At 63.8% G+C, this 16830-nt stretch carries 15 protein-coding genes and 2 pseudogenes; 4 read left to right on the forward strand and 13 right to left on the reverse strand.

Going from position 1 to position 16830, the window contains the following annotated elements; translation table 11 throughout:
- Window positions 1-19 precede the first annotated feature (19 nt).
- The 6 genes and pseudogenes from AA098_RS15930 to AA098_RS15955 all read right to left on the reverse strand — a co-directional run.
- Window positions 20-1231: a beta-ketoacyl synthase N-terminal-like domain-containing protein gene (locus AA098_RS15930; protein ID WP_003253961.1), complete on the reverse strand. Its 1212-nt coding sequence runs from the start codon at window positions 1229-1231 to the stop codon at window positions 20-22.
- Window positions 1228-2526: a beta-ketoacyl synthase gene (locus tag AA098_RS15935; RefSeq protein WP_064614748.1), complete on the reverse strand. Its 1299-nt coding sequence runs from the start codon at window positions 2524-2526 to the stop codon at window positions 1228-1230. Before AA098_RS15935 ends, AA098_RS15930 begins: the two co-directional genes overlap by 4 nt.
- Window positions 2523-3437 (reverse strand): hypothetical protein, encoded by a 915-nt coding sequence (locus AA098_RS15940; RefSeq protein ID WP_064615236.1) that lies wholly within the window; start codon window positions 3435-3437, stop codon window positions 2523-2525. Before AA098_RS15940 ends, AA098_RS15935 begins: the two co-directional genes overlap by 4 nt.
- A 169-nt stretch (window positions 3438-3606) precedes the next feature.
- Window positions 3607-4881: a beta-ketoacyl-[acyl-carrier-protein] synthase family protein gene (locus tag AA098_RS15945; protein ID WP_060538301.1), complete on the reverse strand. Its 1275-nt coding sequence runs from the start codon at window positions 4879-4881 to the stop codon at window positions 3607-3609.
- Window positions 4882-4892: 11 nt separating this feature from the next.
- A complete protein-coding gene (locus tag AA098_RS15950; protein ID WP_033726736.1) occupies window positions 4893-5462 on the reverse strand; it encodes an acyl carrier protein in 570 nt (189 codons plus the stop codon).
- 437 nt (window positions 5463-5899) lie between these two features.
- Window positions 5900-6409: pseudogene (locus tag AA098_RS15955) on the reverse strand (ATP-binding cassette domain-containing protein); the annotation flags it as partial.
- A 189-nt stretch (window positions 6410-6598) separates the two neighbouring features.
- On the opposite strand from AA098_RS15955, the gene AA098_RS15960 reads away from it, so the two are divergent.
- From AA098_RS15960 to AA098_RS29840, 4 genes and pseudogenes are all read left to right on the forward strand, one after another.
- On the forward strand, window positions 6599-6994 hold the full coding sequence (locus AA098_RS15960) for a hypothetical protein (RefSeq protein ID WP_054888242.1): 396 nt from the start codon (window positions 6599-6601) through the stop codon (window positions 6992-6994).
- Between the two features lie 46 nt (window positions 6995-7040).
- Window positions 7041-8228, forward strand: a complete 1188-nt coding sequence (locus AA098_RS15965) for an acyl-CoA dehydrogenase family protein (protein WP_064614752.1) — start codon at window positions 7041-7043, stop codon at window positions 8226-8228.
- 8 nt (window positions 8229-8236) lie between these two features.
- Entirely contained in the window at window positions 8237-9340 is a 1104-nt protein-coding gene (locus AA098_RS15970; RefSeq protein WP_003253968.1) for a sigma-54-dependent Fis family transcriptional regulator, read from the forward strand.
- Between the two features lie 53 nt (window positions 9341-9393).
- Window positions 9394-9462 (forward strand): annotated as a pseudogene (locus AA098_RS29840) (hypothetical protein); the annotation flags it as partial.
- Between the two features lie 90 nt (window positions 9463-9552).
- Here the strand turns inward: AA098_RS29840 and AA098_RS15975 are convergent.
- The 7 genes from AA098_RS15975 to msuE form a co-directional block, all read right to left on the reverse strand.
- On the reverse strand, window positions 9553-10878 hold the full coding sequence (locus tag AA098_RS15975) for an ABC transporter substrate-binding protein (protein WP_004576529.1): 1326 nt from the start codon (window positions 10876-10878) through the stop codon (window positions 9553-9555).
- Between the two features lie 67 nt (window positions 10879-10945).
- On the reverse strand, window positions 10946-12013 hold the full coding sequence (locus AA098_RS15980; RefSeq protein ID WP_004576528.1) for a branched-chain amino acid ABC transporter permease: 1068 nt from the start codon (window positions 12011-12013) through the stop codon (window positions 10946-10948).
- Between the two features lie 12 nt (window positions 12014-12025).
- A complete protein-coding gene (locus AA098_RS15985) occupies window positions 12026-12907 on the reverse strand; it encodes a branched-chain amino acid ABC transporter permease (RefSeq protein ID WP_003253971.1) in 882 nt (293 codons plus the stop codon).
- Entirely contained in the window at window positions 12883-13716 is an 834-nt protein-coding gene (locus AA098_RS15990) for an ABC transporter ATP-binding protein (RefSeq protein ID WP_003253972.1), read from the reverse strand. Before AA098_RS15990 ends, AA098_RS15985 begins: the two co-directional genes overlap by 25 nt.
- 9 nt (window positions 13717-13725) lie before the next feature.
- On the reverse strand, window positions 13726-14856 hold the full coding sequence (locus AA098_RS15995) for an AMP-binding protein (RefSeq protein WP_064614753.1): 1131 nt from the start codon (window positions 14854-14856) through the stop codon (window positions 13726-13728).
- A gap of 11 nt (window positions 14857-14867) precedes the next feature.
- Window positions 14868-15959 (reverse strand): dimethylsulfone monooxygenase SfnG, encoded by a 1092-nt coding sequence (gene sfnG, locus AA098_RS16000; protein WP_004576526.1) that lies wholly within the window; start codon window positions 15957-15959, stop codon window positions 14868-14870.
- Window positions 15960-15985: 26 nt separating this feature from the next.
- Window positions 15986-16546, reverse strand: a complete 561-nt coding sequence (gene msuE / locus AA098_RS16005) for an FMN reductase (protein ID WP_004576525.1) — start codon at window positions 16544-16546, stop codon at window positions 15986-15988.
- Window positions 16547-16830: the final 284 nt, after the last annotated feature.

Genomic DNA, 16830 nt, shown 5'->3' on the forward strand with positions numbered 1-16830 from the left:
AGTAAAAAAGAGGCGGTAGTCAGCGGCAGTCCTGAGTGGCCTTTGCGCTGTAGAGCACTTGATAGGCGGCGCTGAATCCGTTGTCGTCGCGGTTCAGCACCAGGCAATGCGCAAGGCTCGCGGCGTGAGGCGCGCCCTGGATAAACGGCAGGTTCGCCACTGGTTGCTGCAAACCGGCAATCGGCGGCACGCTTTGGGCCTGCAATGCGCAACGCGCCAGCATCAGATCCACCAGGCTCGGCGCCGCGCTGAGAATGCCGTTGATCGCCAACCCGCTGGTGATGTGCGAGGCGCGCGCAAGGGCCAGCGTCTGGCACAACACGCGGTCTTTGTGCGCATCGCCGGTGCCGCTGCACACCAACACATCGGTTGGGCTGTCGGGCAGGCTCAAGCGACCGAGGGTGGCATGGGCCGTCATGTCGGCGAGGCACGCCTGAGGACCGGCCGGCAGGTCTTCGCGCCGGCGCAGCACCAATGCTGCCGCGCCCTCCCCGGCAATGCCGCCGGTGCCCCGAAGGTCAAACGGCAGCAGCGTGTTCGAGCCATTGGCGCTGATGACACCCGCCTGGACCAACCCGGACAGCGCCAGGGCATCCAGCTCACTGCCCGCACCGACAACGATTGCCGCGTCAATTCGGCCAGCCTGCAAAGCGGCCGTAGCCTCACGCAAGGCTGCCAGGTTGCCGGCGACACCTTGCATATAGGCGTTGCACTCACCCACCAGTTTCAGCGCCAGGCTGGTGACACCCAGCAAGCAGTTGCTCAAGCCTTTGAGCACCAGAAAAGGGTCCTGGGCACGGTCTTGCAGGATCCGTTTGGCGAACGCCGCCATGTCGGCGACGCCGTCCTGCCGACAGCCGAGCAACAACTCGGCATAGGATTCCAGAGACGGATGGGTGTAGCCGCCCTGACAGCAATACAAACCGAAACGGACATCCGGCGGCTCATCGGCCAGGCCGGCTTCTTCCAACGCCTGACGTACCGCGCTGACACCCCAGATCACTGCCGGCGTGCAGTAACGCTGAAGGTTTTGCGCAAGGTCTTGTCGGCTGCGTTGGTGGTCCTGATCCTGAATTTGCCCGAACGCCACCACGCGTTCGCTGCTGAACCGTCGGGCGTTCAGCGCCGTAATTGCACTGCGCCCTTCGGTTGCGGCCGCCCAGAAAGGCTCGACACCCCAACCGCTGGGCAACACGCAACCCGCACCGGCAATCGCGACCGCCTGTTTCATCGCGGCGCCTCCCGGTACTTGCCCAGCGCCAGTGAAGTGTTGAGGCCGCCGAAACCGAAGGAGTTGCTCAGGGCAACGTCAACCTTGCGCTTGACCGCTTGATGGGCGCAGTAGTCGAGGTCGCATTGTTCGTCGGCATCCTGCAGGTTCAGGGTCGGCGTGACCCGATCATCCCGGCAGGCCAGGGCCGTGAGCATGAACTCCGGTGCTCCGGCGGCCGCAATCAGGTGGCCGAACTGGGATTTGTTGGCCGTCACCAGCAACCGCCGATAATGTTCGCGCTCGGCGAACAGGGTCTTGATCGCCAGGGTTTCGGCGGCATCGTTGAGGGGTGTCGAGGTACCGTGGGCATTGATCAGATCGACCTGTTGCGGCGCCAGCCCGGCATCCGTCAGGGCCGCCTGCATCGCCAGCACCGCGCCACGGCCCTGCGGGTCGGGGGCGGTGATTTTGTAGGCATCCAGGCTGCTGCCGAAACCCAGCACTTCGGCGTACGGCGTGGCCCCTCGGGCGAGCGCCCGTTCGAGGGTTTCGAGCACGACAAAACCACCGCCTTCACCCGCAATCAAGCCACTGCGATGGCGGTCGAACGGCCGACACAGTTCGGTGCCCCAACGCTGTTCGCTGCTGGCGGCGCCGAGCAGATACAGCGCGGTCATGGTGTCCAGGCTCAGCACCGAATCGGCGCCCCCGGCAATGGCCAGCTCGACCTCGCCGCGACGGATCATCTGGAATGCATTGCCGATGGCCTGGGACGCTCCCGCGCAGGCGCTGCTGATATTGATCACCGGGCCTTCACTGCCGATGCCATCGGCAATCACCCGCGCAAGGCGGTCGTTGCTCTGACACAGTGAACTGTCAGGATCGACCTGCGCCTGTCGCGCCATCAATTGAGCCCAGGACGGCGCCTGCGCCGGGTTATCCGCCAGGCTGAGCAGCATGTCCTGCAAACGATGAGCAGGTGCGCCGGACGCTGACAATACCGCCGCGCCACGCAACTGTTCGGGGCTCAGACCACTATCGGCAATGGCTTGGGTGGCCGCGACCCAACCAAAGCGGGTGCGTTTTTCCAGCGACAATCCCCAGGCCGGATGGTTTTTCAAGTGTGCCGGCATCAAGCCCATATCCACGGGCGCTGCGTAACGCACGGGGAACGCACCCGCTTCGACGCCTTCCGGTTGCCATGGCCGAATGCAATGCTCGCCGGCCAACATGCTTTGCCACATGGACTGCCACTCGAAACCGAAGCCGGTGACGGCGCCCATGCCCGTGATCACGATCCGTGTGGGGCTCATGGGTAATTCTCCATTGTCTGGGTGTCCGACGACGTTCTGGCCAGCAGCACCGCGCCCCAATGCCCGCCTCGGCTATGTTCGAGCAACAGCGTGTAACGGCTGCAATCCAGTGCCCAGGTCACAGCAATTTCGCTGAGCAAGGCGCTGGCGCCCAAGTCACCTAGCAACGCCTTGGAGTGTTCGAGGGTGTGCCCCGATAGGGTAAACAACGCGGCAATCTGCGGATCCTGTGCATCGGCGACGACTTGCCCGACATCGCTGAGGCACAGTTTTTCGTTGCTCAAAGCACGCTCGATGACGTCGCGACCAACCGCCAGTCCACGCTCGGGTTGCGCGCTGTAACCCCGTGCAAACCCGGCAATACGCAACGCAGATTGAGCACCGCTGCCCGGGTTGGTCGTCAGCAACAGTGCCGCAGCACCTTCGCCGAAAACCCACGAGCCGGGGTTCACAGGTGGGTGAGTAGCGTCACGCAGGTACAACGCGGGGGTGATGTTCGGACTGCTGCTGACGACCACGGCAGCATCGGCACGGCCTTCGCTCAGATGGGCAGCGGCCTCCATCAAAGCATCCAGCCCCGCATTGCCCTGGGAGCAAAAACCGCCCATGGGCCCCTTGCAACGCAAGGCCTCAGCCGTGTGGGCCATGACGCTGCTGTTGAGCATCATCAGCGCATGCAGCGGCGGTGTGTGGGCAAAGAATTGCGCCAACAGATCGGCCGGTTGTGCACCAATGGCCTGCACTGCATCCCAGCACGAGCTGGGGCCATCCACTTCCGGAATGGCAGCGGTCAATGCGATCCGCTCGTCGGGCAGCTCCAGCCCACGCAAGGTCTCGGCGAGACGGCCGGCGCAATACAGCAGGCGCGCGCCCTGAGGCTCGAGGCTGCGGGACAGTTTGCGGTCGTACACACCCGCCGGCAAGGCGGGCGCTGCAACACAATGGGCCAGACGTGCCGGGTCGAAATCCAGCGGTTGCGCGGCCTGAGGTTGACTGTCACGAGGCGCACATTCAGTACCGGCGGCGTTGAGTACCGACGCCGCAGTGATATAAACAGCGGTTGAATTGGATCTGGTCATGTCATGCCCTGCCCAGCACCAACGAACTGTTCACGCCACCAAACCCGAAGGAGTTGGAGAGCACGACATTGATCGGTTGCTGCAACGGTTCGCAAAGGAATTTCAACGCCGGAAATTCGGATTTTTCCGGCTGAAAATTGAGGGTCGGCAAGGCCACGCCCAACTGAATGCTCATCAACGACAGCACCGCCTCAATGGCACCGCTGCCGGCCAACGAATGCCCTACGGCAGACTTGTTGGCGGTGAACGTCATCTGCTCCAGGGTTTCGCCGAAGACCTGCGCCAGGCCCAGGGCCTCACAACGGTCATTGGCCTGTGTCGACGTACCGTGAACATTCACATGGTCCACAGCCGCACTGGTCAGTTCGGCATCGGCCAGGGCCGCCGTCATGCAGGCGGCATACTTGCTGCCGTCGCGGCTGCTGGAGGTGATTTTCTCTGCCTCGCACAGATTCGCGTAACCCAGCACCCGGCCCAGCGAACAGGCCTGACGACGCTCGGCATGCTCGCGGGATTCCAGCACCAACAGCGCCGCCCCTTCACTCAGCACAAAGCCGCAGCGGTCCGGCATGAACGGCCGGCTCTGTTCTTGTGGGGAAAAGTCCACGCGCTGGCAGAGTGCGCCCAGCCCATCAAAGCTGTAGTAGGACAATTCATGGGCCATCAACTCCACCGCGCCACACAACGCCAGGTCGATCTCGCCACGGGCGATCGCTCGATAGGCGCTGCCGATGGCCATGGTGCCGGCGGCACAGGCATCGGAATGTGTGGAAATATGGTCACGTACACCCAGCCATTCGGCGAGATGGCGGGTTTGCTGATCAACCCGCCGGGCAAACGCCCCACCGCTGAGGGTGTGGTTATCCAGGAACTGGTCGAGATCGACCCGCCCCTGATCGTCCATGTAACGGCTGGCGTCCCGCAAATCACTGCTCACGCAATGTTTGTTGGCCCCGACAAAAATACCGCTGGCGACTCGGGCAAATGCGCCGTCGGCCAACCCGGCATGGGCCAGCGCCTGACGGGCCACGTAATGCGCCAGCCATTCCTGGCGGGAGGTGGTCTGCAGGTCGCCCGGAAAGGCCGCCGCGATGACCTGCCATTGTTGCTCATCGATAAATCCGGCCGCCGGGTTCGCAAACCCCAGTTCGACAAACGCCGGGTGCTGGCCAATGCAGGAACGGTTTTCGCTGATCGTCGTGAACAGCGAGGCCGCATCCAGTGCCGTGGGAGCCACCAGTCCATAGCCGGTGACCAGAACCTCTCGGGCCTGCATCAAGGCACCCCCTACGCCGAAGCCTTCAACTGGGCGGCCGCGTACTGCTCAACCAGCAGACGCGAGATCGAGTCACCGTCCAGAGGGGTCAGGCGAGCACTGCAACCGCCACACACCACTTGTTGGCGTTCATTGAGTTGGGCATGAGCCGCGCCACACTCAGGGCAGGTTTCGGGGAGGTGGTTGAACACGTTATGGCATTGCTGCGCCCAGTTCCGCACGGTGGTGGCCGAGAAGACATCGCCCGGCTGCATGCCCACGTGCAGCTGGCCCGGCGCATAAGCGCTGAGGCTCTGCTCCAGCAAGGCCACGCCGTCCTGCGTGATTCGGCCTTTTTCGATAAACCGGGTGGCGTCGCCGAACACCGCTACCGCGTGATCCAGCACGCTGGTTTTCGGCAAGGTGCAACCGTACTGACGGCCCAGCTGGAAGCTCAGGTCGACGATGTCCAGCGAGTCGGCGCTGAGGTCGTCAACGATACTGCTGTGCTCTGTCACGTCGCCCCTGTCCAACACCAGCAACTGCGCAAGAATCTCCTGTGTACTGCTGATAACGCTGTCCAGTTCCAACGGATTATTCATTGATTGTTTCCCTACAAAAGCCGCATTGAATGAATAAAGTCATCGGGCCAAAAAAGCTGTTTTCAGGCCAGATCTATCGAGGGCCGGGAGTCTAAAGTCTCCCCCTAAGGGGAGAGTCAACGTGCCATCAGTGCTTTTTGTGGGAAATCCCGACGCACCCTGAAACCTTTGATTTATGCCGCTCAATGGGGCTTGGAGAGGAATCGTAAGATGACAAAATCGATGGCTTGAAACAGCACGAGAGTTCCAGAAATGGGGTGTCACCGTACCCGCAAGCACCAGAGGTACCCTGCGCAGCGGAACGGTTTTCGTCGGGCCGTGAATCTCGTTGATCAGTAGGTTATTGCCGCGTTCACCGGCTTGCCGATCAGGTGATAAACCAGCCCCGCCGCAAAGCCGGCCATAGGCAACAGCCAGATGACCCAGCGGTGGGTGGTTGCCCGCGCAAGCCCGACACGTTGCTGCATGCCACCAGACAACTCGTGGGGCAAACGCTCGCCCCACGCTTTCAGCCCCACCGCCTGCAACTGCCGTTGTGCCGCTGCGCGTCGTGTACGCTCCGGCTCACCGCGCAATCCCAGGGGCAAGGCCACGTTGTCGAGCACGCTTCAATGCGGCAGCAAACCGAAATGCTGGAACACCATGCCGATGCGCTGCGACCGCAGTTGGCGCAGCGCAGGCTGCGTCAAGTCGCTCAGGGCCTCACCGTCGATGAGCACCTCGCCGCTGCTCGGTTCTATCAACCGGTTGACGTGGCGCAGCAAAGTCGACTTGCCGCTGCCGGATGTACCCATCAAGCAAAGCACTTCGCCACGCCGCACCGCGAGGTTCACTTGCTCAACCGCGTTGCTGGAGCCTGACCGGCTCCCCTCGTAGCGTTTGGTGACCGCGCGAAATTCCAGCGCGACAGCAGGAATCGATGCAGAGCCAAGGAAGTCTGCGCTGATCCGCGCAGGGGTTTCCAAAGGGTCGTTGGCAATCAGTGGATATTTATCAGCGATCACGTCGCCCCCTGGAGTTCAGTGGATTCCAGGGCAACGACGCAGACGCCATGCCAATCGGCCAAACCCCGCGTACTCAAGCGCGAGACGGGTTTTTGTCATGCCGGCATGGTGTTGAAGAGGCAGCAACGTTGCATGGCTGCTGTTGTGTGGGAAACAGCGAGGAACACGCCTGCGGTCTTAGTTGAACGAAAGCTTTGGCAGCCTTGTGCTGCCATTGCATTTGCAATGACTAAGTATTCCATGCGGGAATATAAATATTATTTTTTATTATTTTTAGAGATATTAATCGACTTTTATACTTTCATCAGACCCGCGATGAATCGGGGTAACCGTGCTGGAGGGTTGAAGTTTCTGATGCCAACGTCATTGCCTACCTCCGGCCAATCCCAGGTGCTGTTGCAGCTGCACCCGCTGTTCAGTTTCTTCCAGCCTCTGCAGGCCCGCATCCCGCTAGCCGCAGAACGCACCGCAGCCCTCTTCCACCGCCAAGCGCATGTGCTGAGCAAATTGCCTGAGGAGCCGCTATGAAACGCCCCCCAATCCGCCCTCCCCACCCGCCAGCGAGGAATGCCGAGTGACAACCCCTCTACGACCTGCCGTGCTCAGCCCCTTGCAGACTGCACGTCGCCTAGCGACGGCGTTCGCCGAAACCGCCGTCGAGCGCGACGAGGCCGGCGGCACACCCAAGGCCCAGCGCGACGCTATCCGCCAGAGCGGCTTGTTGGCGCTGAGCATACCCACCCAGTTCGGCGGCCTCGGCGCTAGCTGGAGCGAAACCCTGGAGGTGGTGCGCGAATTCGCCCGGGTCGACAGTTCCATCGCCCACGTCTTCGGCTTTCAGCACCTGATGCTGGCTACCGTACGCCTGTTCTCCCGCCGCGATCAGTGGCAACCCTGGTTCGAGCAGACCGCGCGCAAGAACTGGTTCTGGGGCAATGCGCTCAACCCCCTGGACAGCCGCACCGTACTCACACGCTTCGACGGTTGGTACGAGTTTTCCGGCAAGAAGAGTTTCTGCTCAGGCGCCAGCGACTCGGAAATGCTGATTGCCTCGGCGGTCGATGAAAGTGCTGGCGGCAAGCTGCTGATCGCTGCCATCCCCAGCGGCCGCACCGGTATCACACTGCATGATGACTGGAACAACATGGGCCAGCGCCAGACCGACAGCGGCAGCGCAACTTTCGAGCGCGTGCGCGTCGAAGAGAACGAGATGCTTCTCGACCCCGGCCCGCTGAGCACCCCCTTCGCCAGCCTGCGCCCGCTGATCGCCCAGTTGCATTTCGCCAACGTATTCCTTGGTATCACCGAAGGCGCTCTGGAAGAGGCCCGCCATTACACGTTGAAGGAAGGCCGCCCGTGGTTCCGCTCCAAAGCCCGACATGTCAGCGAAGACCCTTACATCCTGCGCCACTTCGGCGAGTTCTGGGTCGGTCTGGAAAGCGTGCGCCTGCTGGTGGAGCGCGCCGCTACGCAACTCGACGCGGCCTGGCACAAGGAGCACGCGCTCGGCGCCGAAGAGCGTGCGCAACTGGCGCTGGCCATCGCCACGGCCAAGGTGGCGGCGGCACGCACTGGCCTGGACATCTGCAACCGCCTGTTCGAGGTCACTGGCGCACGCGCGACCCACGCCTCGCTACGCCTCGATCGCTACTGGCGCAACCTGCGTACCCAGAGCCTGCACGACCCGCTGGACTACAAACTCCACGAGCTGGGTGAGTGGGCACTGAGCCAGACGCGACCGACCCCATCTTTCTACTCATAGGAATCGCCATGCAGTTGCTGACCCTCCCCCCTTCGCCGTCACTGGCCACCTCGATCCGGGCGACCGCACAGGTCTTCGAAGACGCTAGATCGCAGGCGCTGCTCGCCCACCTGCAACAGGTCGCCCCCAGCGAGGCCAGCGTCCTGATCATCGGCGAGACCGGCACGGGCAAGGAGCTGGTCGCACGCCACATCCACAACCTCAGCGGACGGCGCAACGGCCCCTTCGTCGCGGTGAACTGTGGCGCCTTTTCGGAGTCGCTGGTGGAAGCCGAGCTGTTCGGCCACGAGAAAGGCGCCTTCACCGGCGCCCTGGCAGCCAAGGCCGGCTGGTTCGAGGAGGGCAACGGCGGCACGCTGTTCCTCGACGAAATCGGCGACCTGCCCATGGCCATCCAGGTCAAGCTGTTGCGCGTGCTGCAGGAGCGTGAAGTGGTGCGCCTGGGCTCGCGCAAGAGCATCCCCATCGACGTGCGCGTGGTCGCCGCCACCAACGTGCAACTGGACAAGGCCATCGCTGCCGGCAACTTCCGCGAAGACCTGTACTACCGCCTCAACGTGGTCAGCCTGCAACTCTACCCGCTGCGAGAACGCCCGGGCGACATCCTGCCGCTGACCCGACACTTCATCAAGACCTACTGCAACCGCCTGGGTTACGGCGAAGTGCGCCTGTCCCCCGAGGCCGAACGCAAGCTGGTGAGCTACGACTGGCCCGGCAACATCCGCGAGCTGGAAAACGTCATCCACCACACCCTGCTGGTGTGCCGCAATGGCCTGGTGCAGGACGACGACCTGCGCCTGTCGCACCTGCGCATCGAGCGCCAGGACAAGTCGCCGGTGAGCACCGCCGAAAGCGCCGAAGAGCAGTTGCTGCGTGCCTTTCAGCGCCTGTTCGAGGAGCAGGCCGGCAGCCTGCACGAGAAGGTCGAGGACACCCTGCTACGCAGTGCCTATCGTTTCTGCCACTGCAACCAGGTGCACACGGCCAGCCTGCTGGGTCTGAGCCGCAACATCACCCGCGCCCGACTGATCGCCATCGGCGAACTGGTGGTCAATCGGCGCCGGCCAGAGCCCCAGATGCGCCCTGAGCGGGCGATACAACTATCAATCTGAGAGGCCGCCACGAACGATTGCGCCCCCCTTGCCAACTGCGCGAGGAGGGTTGCGAAGGACAGAAGCGCATGGCCGCGACAAATGGCGGCAATCGCAACAGACTGGAAGCAGCCCCCAACCTTTGAGCCGGTGTGGGCCTGGTGCGCGGCGGCGCCCGAACTGCGCAGGGCTGAAGACAGGCCGGGGGGACGCCACCGGCCCTGCCTGCGCGATCAGCCTTCCTGGCTGCAATCACGCGGGGTGATACCCTTCTCTTTGGCATATTGATGCGACGAGGCCTCGATGATCGGCCGCAAAAACGCGCGGTCGGCCTGTACCCAGTCGCTGATCAGTTTCCACTTCTGCCCGTCCCACTGCTGGAAGCGCACCGCACCACCGCCTTCATGGTCGGAGCAGGACAGTTTCAGCGGCTGCACCAGCCCCTTGGCACCGAGTGCCTGCAGGCGGGTATCGTCCAGGTTCAGGTGTTCGAAGCCCCAACGCACCTGCTCGCCACTCAGCGGTTGCCTGCCGAACTTCTCCTGAGCCAGACGCAATGCCTCGACGTTGAGGATGCCGTTGACCACGCCGAGGTTGTAGTAAACGGTGCCGAAGCGCTTCGGATCGGCCAGGTCGCCTTGGCCCTTGTCCACCACCGCCTGTTCGATGCCCTGCAGCACCGGGAACTCGGTACCTGACGGATGCGTGGTGATGGCGATGAAGCCCTTGGCCGCGGCACCGGCAGGCGCCGCGTCTTCCTCGGAATTGCTCCAGATATTGCCGATGATGCGGTCGGCAGGGAAACCGACCTTCTGCGCAGTCTTCAGCGCCACCGGGTTCATCACGCCCCAGCCGCGCAGGATGACCCAGTCCGGCTTCAGACGGCGGATGTTCAGCCATTGCGATTGTTGCTCGTTGCCGGGGTGCGGCACCTCCAGCAGGGTCAACTCGAAACCGTACTTGTCCGCCAGGGCCTGCAGCACCCCGTTGGTTTCCTTGCCATAGGGCGAACCGTGAAAGAGCGTGACGATCTTCTTGCCCTTGAGGCCCTGCTCGCCGCCTGCCTGCTGAGCGATCCAGTTGACGATGGCCGATACCTCGGAATAGGGATTGAGCTGCAGCGGGAAGACGTAAGGGAACACGCTGCCATCGGTGGAGTCGGTACGCCCGTGGTTGATGGTGATCAGCGGCAGCTTGTCGGCCGTGGAGCGTTCCAGGGTGGCATACGCGATACCCACCGACAGCGGATTGGTGGCGGCAGCCGGTGCGCCGTTGAGCCCACCCTTGAGGCGCTCGTAGCACTCCACCCCCTTCTCCACGACGTATTCAGTCTCGCACTCGCTCCAGGTCAGCTTGACACCATTCACGCCGCCTTGGGCGTTGACGTACTTGAGGTAATCGATAAAACCACCGAAGAAACCGGTGCCACCTGCGGCATAGGGGCCAACGCGGTAGCTCTGCAGGGGGAAATACTGTTCGTTGGCCGCGTGCACGTTGAGTGCACCGGCCGCCAGGCTCACGGCCAGCGCCAGGCGGCCGAGGACGGATCGGGTCGACATCGTGGTTATCCTTTACAAATCAGTGGGCAGTGACATAAGGCGGGCGAAGCCCGGTGCGAAGGTTCGCTCAGTGGCGCAACGGCCAACGCCGAGTGCGCTCGCGAAAGCGTTGCCAGAGGCGCGCCAGGCCCTCCGGTTCCTTGATCAGGAAGATGATGATCAGCGTGCCGAAGGCCATCTTCTGCAGGTTCTCTATCTGTCCGGCATCGATCAGCCCGGTCGGCAGCAACCCGGCCAGGTTCGACAGCAGCACCGGGAACAGCACGATGAAGGCGGCGCCGAGGAAGTTCCCGAGGATGCTGCCCAGGCCGCCGATAATGATGATGAACAGGATCTGGAACGAGCGGTTCAGGTCGAAGCCGTGTGGCTCCACCGTGCCCAGGTAGGTGAAGGCCCAGAGCGAACCGGCCACGCCGAGGTAGAAGCCGCTGATGGCAAAAGCCAGCAGTTTGGTCTTCAACAGGGGAATGCCGATCACTGCGGCGGCGGTGTCCATGTCGCGCACCGCCATCCAGTTGCGCCCCAGCTCGCTGCGCACCAGGTTGGCGCCCAGCCAGAACAGCGCACTGACCACCGCCAGGGTCAGCAGGTAGCGCCCGGCCGGCGACGAAAAGTCATACCCGGCCATCAGCAGTGGCGGCGCGCTGATCACCCCCGAGGCACTGTCGTTGCTGAACCAACTGAAGCGGGTCAACGTCCATGGCACGAAGAACTGCGCCGCCAGTGTCGACACCAGCAGATAGAAGCCCTTGATGCGCAGGCTTGGCAGGCCGAACACCACGGCCACCAGCGCCGCCACCAGGCCGCCGAGCAGCAGGCTGGCCAGCAGCGGCAGCCACGCCACGCGCAGCTCGAAATTATAGGCCGCGAAGGCACCTACTGCCATGAACGCCGCCGAACCCAAGGACAGTTGCCCGGCATAACCGGTCAGCAGGTTCAGCCCTAGGCCGGCCAGCGACAGCAGTAGAAATGGGATCAGGATGGCACTGAACCAGTAATCGTTGCCCAGCAGTGGCACGCCGATGAAGGCGAACAGGACCAAGGCCGCCAGGCCCAGCCGATCCTGGCGCAGGCGGAAGAATCGTCGGTCGTCGGCGTAACGCACGCTGAACTGACCCGCTTCTCGATACAGCATGATCGACGCTCCTCAGACTCGCTCGATGGCGCGCTCGCCGAACAGCCCAGCCGGACGCACCAGCAGGAACAGCAGGGCCAGCACATAGGGAAACCAGTTTTCGATGCCGCCGCCGATGAGCGGCCCGAGGTACACCTCGGCGAGCTTCTCCGAAGCGCCGATGATCAGGCCGCCGACGATCGCCCCGCTGATCGAGGTGAAGCCGCCGATGATCAGCACCGGCAGGGCCTTGAGCACCACCAGCGAGAGCGAGAACTGCACCCCAAGGCGCGCGCCCCAGAGCAGCCCGGCGACCAGCCCAACGAACCCGGCCACCGCCCAGACCACCGCCCACACCCTCGGCAGGCGGATACCGACGCTCATCGCCGCGCGGGGATCGTCGGCCACCGCACGCAGCGCCAGGCCGATGCGCGTGCGGTTGAACAGCAAGGACAGTAGCACCACCAGGGCCGCCGCCGTTGCGGCGGCGAACAGGTCGAACTGCGACAGCAGCAGGCCACCCAGCGCCAGCGGCGCGTCGCTGATGGCCAGCTCCAGGCCGTGAACCTGAGCACCCCACAAGGCCTGGGCGACGCCCTCGATGATGTAGGCCAGGCCGAGCGTGGCCATGAACAGGGTAATCGGCGAACGCCCCACCAATGGCCGCAGTACCGCCCGTTCGATCAGCAGCGCCAGGGCGATCATCGTCGCCAGGGTGACGAGAAAGGACAGCCAGAACGGCACGCCGCGCTCCAGCAGGCTGACGAAGGTCAGCGCGGCGAACAGTACCATCGCCCCCTGGGCGAAGTTGAACACACCGCTGGCTTTGTAGATCAGTACGAAACCGATGGCCACCAGGGAGTACATCACCCCGGCCAGCAGGCCACCGATCAGCACTTCGAAAAAGAATGCCATGTCGCGCTCCTGTGTGGGAACAGCCCCGAAGCCGCCGCCGGGCGGACACCCAGATAGGCCGCGATCACGTCGGGGTTGCGGCGAACCTGCTCGGGGGAGCCGTCGCCGATCTTGCGGCCGTAATCGAGCACCACCACATGGTGGGAAATGCCCATGACCACGCCGATGTCGTGCTCGATCAGCACCACCGTCATGCCGAACTCACGGTTGATCTCGACGATGAAGCGGCTCATTTCGCGCTTCTCCTCGGCATTCATCCCGGCCATCGGCTCGTCGAGCAGCAGCAAGCGAGGCTCGGCGGCCAGCGCACGGGCCAGCTCGACCCGCTTCTGCAGGCCATAGGGCAAGGTGCCAACGATTTCGTCACGCCACGGCTGGATGCGCAGAAACTCGATGACCCGCTCGGCGGCGGCGCGTTGGCGATCGTCCTCGCCCGGCGCGCGGCCGATGCGCAACGCCTGCTCCAGCCAGGAACTGCGGCGCTTGAGGTTGCGCCCGGTGAGCACGTTGTCGAGCACGCTCATGCCCTTGAACAGCGCGATGTTCTGGAAGGTGCGAGCGATGCCGCCGCGTGCCGCTGCATGTGGGTGCATCACCCGACGCTGCTGCCCGGCAAAACGAATACGCCCCTGCTGCGCCCGGTAGACGCCATTGATGACATTCAGCAGCGAGCTCTTGCCCGCGCCATTGGGCCCGATCAGCGCACAGATCTCGCCTTCGGCGACGCTGAAGCCGATGTCGCTGATGGCCTTCACACCCTTGAACGACAGGCTGATGCCCTCCAGTTCCAGCAACGGGGAATTCGACATGAACACTCCTCAGACGGGCTGAACCCGGCTTTGCGACCGAGCAGCGAGGGATGAACGAGGGCTGCGCACGGCCTGCCAGCGGGGCGCCTCCCGCCAGATACGCGGCGCCACCCCAAGGGCGGCGAAGAACGCCTGCACCTCGCCCGGCAGGGCCTCACCGACCAGCAGCGGCACCCGGGTGCGGCTCAGGCCCAGCACATCGCGCAGCGGCCGACGCAGCAACACCTGGCCAAGGCCGTTGCGCAGCAACCCACCGCGCGCGTCAAGCGCCCAGTCCAGCCAGCGCCGCAGCAGGCTGCCCGGCAGCGGTAGACGCTGCTGCGCCAGTGCATACAGGCGGCCGTAGCTGTCGTGGGTGCCGAGTACCAGGGTCGCGCCGAGTTCACGGCGGTCGGTGTCGCGGGTCGCCAGGCTCTCCGGAAAATTCATCCGAAAGCCTGCCAGCAGCCAAGGCGCCAGCAGGTAGCGGGCCTGGCCGCTGGTGGCGAAGTTGCGGGAGGCCAAGGCTTCCTCGGCCGCCGTCAGGCGCTCCTGTTCGACCAGCCGACGCCCCTCGCCCAGCACCTCGGCATGGCTGAGCCCATGCTGCTGAACCTGGCCATCGGCATCCAGCCGGTGAAAGCTGAAGGCTGGGCGCTCGCTCTGCGCCTGCACCGGCAAGGCAGGATCGGGCAACTGCGCGGCCAGGCGAGCGTAATTCGGCAACCCGGAATCCGCCAGGCCACGGCCATCGGCGTAGAACAGCAATGCCGGCACATGACCGCTCGCCAGCACCCGCTCGACCTCCTCCTGACCTTCGGCAAAGACGAAACCGGCCTGCAGTTCACGCAACAGCGTCAGTTGCTCCGCGTCGGGCATCAGCGGGTCGAGCAGTGCCGCGACGCCGCCCAGCCACTGCGCCGCCAGGCTTGCCAGCAGCGCCTCAGGGCGCGGCCGGCTGACGATCAGCAGACTGTCGCCGGCCGCGAAGCCGGCCTCGCGCAGCCCGGTGGCCAGGCTCTGCACCTCGGCCAGCAGTTGCGCCCAGCTGCGCGCCTGCCACAGGCCTAGACGCTTGTGGCGCAACGCAACGTCCGCCCCACGTTGATGTGCCCGGGCCAGCAAGCTGGCCGGCAGGTTGTCCGCGAGCGGCTCATGCATGGCCACGCACCTCAGGCCACAGCGAGGGAGGCATGCTTCTCCTGCTCCAGTTCGCGCACCAGCGGCAACACATGCTTGCCGAAGTACTCGACCTCTTCCTGGAAGTGCAGGAAGCCGGAGAGGATCAGGTCGGCGCCGACCGCCTTGAGCGCGACGATGCGCTCGGCGATCTGCCGTGGCGTACCGATCAGGTTGGTCTTGAAGCCGTCGTTGTACTGCACCAGGTCTTCGAAGGTCGACTTGGCCCAGTTGCCCTCGCCTTCCGGGCTGGCCGCACCGGCGTTCTTCACTTCACTGCCAAAGCCGTTGACCGCCTCCGGGTCGGCCTTGGCGATGATCTCCGCCAGCACCGCGCGGGCCTCTTCTTCGGTGTCGCGGGCGATGATGAAAGCGTTTACCCCGACCTTCACCGAATGCCCGTTGGCCGCTGCCTTGGTGCGGATATCGTCGACCTGGGTCTTGATGCCCTCGACACTGTTGCCATTGGTGAAGTACCAGTCGGAGACCCTCGAGGCCATGTCGCGCGCGGCCCGCGAGCTCCCGCCCTGGAAGATTTCCGGGTGCGGTTGCTGCAGCGGCTTGGGCTTGAGGGTGTAGTCGTTGAAACGGTAGAAATCACCGTGGAAGCTGAAATTGTCCTGCGTCCAGATACCCTTCAGCGCACGAATGAACTCCTCGGATCGGCGATAGCGCTCATCATGGTCCAGCCATGGCTCGCCGATGGCGCGAAACTCGCCCTTGAACCAGCCGGACACCACGTTGATGGCGATGCGGCCCGCGGTGAACTGGTCGATGCTTGCCAATTGCTTGGCTGCCAATACCGGCGTCCAGGGTCCGGGCAGGATCGCGGCGATCACCTTGAGTTTTTCGGTGGCGGCCAGCAGCGCGTGGCTGATGGTTACCGACTCGTGCTGGTTGTCAGCGCCATAGCCGGCGGTGAAGCGGATCTGCGAAAGCGCGTACTCGAACCCGGAACGCTCGGCAATCTGCGCCAGCTTGCGGTTGTAATCGATGTCCCAGCTGGTGCGTTGTTCGATCTTGCTGACAACGAGGCCACCGCTGACGTTAGGAACCCAGTAGGCGAATTTGATCGGTTGGCTCATGGCGATGTCTCCTGTAACTCGGAAAGTCAGGCCGCGCGGGCGACCGGGATATGAAAGAAGGCGCCGACGGTGTCGAGCACCCGCTCGATCCGTTCGAACTGCGCAGGGTCAGCCAGGCGCTGATCGTCGAAAGACTCGACACTGGCGTACAGCCCGTACGGCAGGGTGTGGGCCTGGAAGAAAGCGAATAGCGGGCGCAGCTGGTGATCGATCATCAAGGCATGTCGCTCGCTACCACCGGTGGCGGCAAGCACCACGGGCACGCCCTTGAGCGACTGGTGATCGACCAGGTCGAACAGGTGCTTGAACAAACCGGTGTAGGACGCGCGATACACCGGGCTGCCGACCAGTAGCAGGTCGGCTTGCTCGATGGCCTGCAAATGCGGTTGCAGGTCAGCCGAGGCGCTATCGCGCTCCAGCGAACCGGCCAGGCTGGCGGACAGTTCGGCGATGCGCACCCAGTGCACCTCCAGCTTCGGCAACACGGCCGGCAGCCGCTCCACCAGGGCCTGCAGCAGACCATGGGTGCGTGACGGGGCCCGCAGGCTGCCGGACACCACCACGACCCTGATAACACGTGCGTTCATGCTCATCCCTCCTTGCCCAGCGGGCATTACCTGAGGGAGCTTCAGCAGCAACCGTGCCAACCCATAAAAACATTTAAATTCAAGTACTTGAACGCTAGCGCTAGCAGCCTGAACTGTCTTTTGGCCAACAAGCTGTTGAACCACTGACCCTCGGCCAACAGTTGCCCCGGAAAACGCAATTGACCGCCCACCAACAGTCATTCAGCAAGCTGTCGGCGAGCGAACAGCCCGCCCCACCAGAATGATCACAACCCGTTGATTTAAAAGGCATTCACTGCAAGGCA

Origin of the sequence: Pseudomonas sp. JY-Q, assembly GCF_001655295.1 — a bacterium.
GTDB lineage: Bacteria > Pseudomonadota > Gammaproteobacteria > Pseudomonadales > Pseudomonadaceae > Aquipseudomonas > Aquipseudomonas alloputida.

Excerpts from the sequence above, each read along its gene's own strand:
- AA098_RS15980 (WP_004576528.1), bottom strand. The coding sequence starts at position 12,013 with ATGCTGTATCGAGAAGCGGGTCAGTTCAGCGTGCGTTACGCCGACGAC.
- AA098_RS15960 (WP_054888242.1), top strand. The coding sequence starts at position 6,599 with ATGGCTGCTGTTGTGTGGGAAACAGCGAGGAACACGCCTGCGGTCTTA.
- AA098_RS15970 (WP_003253968.1), top strand. The coding sequence starts at position 8,237 with ATGCAGTTGCTGACCCTCCCCCCTTCGCCGTCACTGGCCACCTCGATC.
- msuE (WP_004576525.1), bottom strand. The coding sequence starts at position 16,546 with ATGAACGCACGTGTTATCAGGGTCGTGGTGGTGTCCGGCAGCCTGCGG.
- AA098_RS15985 (WP_003253971.1), bottom strand. The coding sequence starts at position 12,907 with ATGGCATTCTTTTTCGAAGTGCTGATCGGTGGCCTGCTGGCCGGGGTG.
- AA098_RS15990 (WP_003253972.1), bottom strand. The coding sequence starts at position 13,716 with ATGTCGAATTCCCCGTTGCTGGAACTGGAGGGCATCAGCCTGTCGTTC.
- AA098_RS15935 (WP_064614748.1), bottom strand. The coding sequence starts at position 2,526 with ATGAGCCCCACACGGATCGTGATCACGGGCATGGGCGCCGTCACCGGC.
- AA098_RS15975 (WP_004576529.1), bottom strand. The coding sequence starts at position 10,878 with ATGTCGACCCGATCCGTCCTCGGCCGCCTGGCGCTGGCCGTGAGCCTG.
- AA098_RS15950 (WP_033726736.1), bottom strand. The coding sequence starts at position 5,462 with ATGAATAATCCGTTGGAACTGGACAGCGTTATCAGCAGTACACAGGAG.
- AA098_RS15930 (WP_003253961.1), bottom strand. The coding sequence starts at position 1,231 with ATGAAACAGGCGGTCGCGATTGCCGGTGCGGGTTGCGTGTTGCCCAGC.
- AA098_RS15995 (WP_064614753.1), bottom strand. The coding sequence starts at position 14,856 with ATGCATGAGCCGCTCGCGGACAACCTGCCGGCCAGCTTGCTGGCCCGG.
- AA098_RS15945 (WP_060538301.1), bottom strand. The coding sequence starts at position 4,881 with ATGCAGGCCCGAGAGGTTCTGGTCACCGGCTATGGACTGGTGGCTCCC.
- sfnG (WP_004576526.1), bottom strand. The coding sequence starts at position 15,959 with ATGAGCCAACCGATCAAATTCGCCTACTGGGTTCCTAACGTCAGCGGT.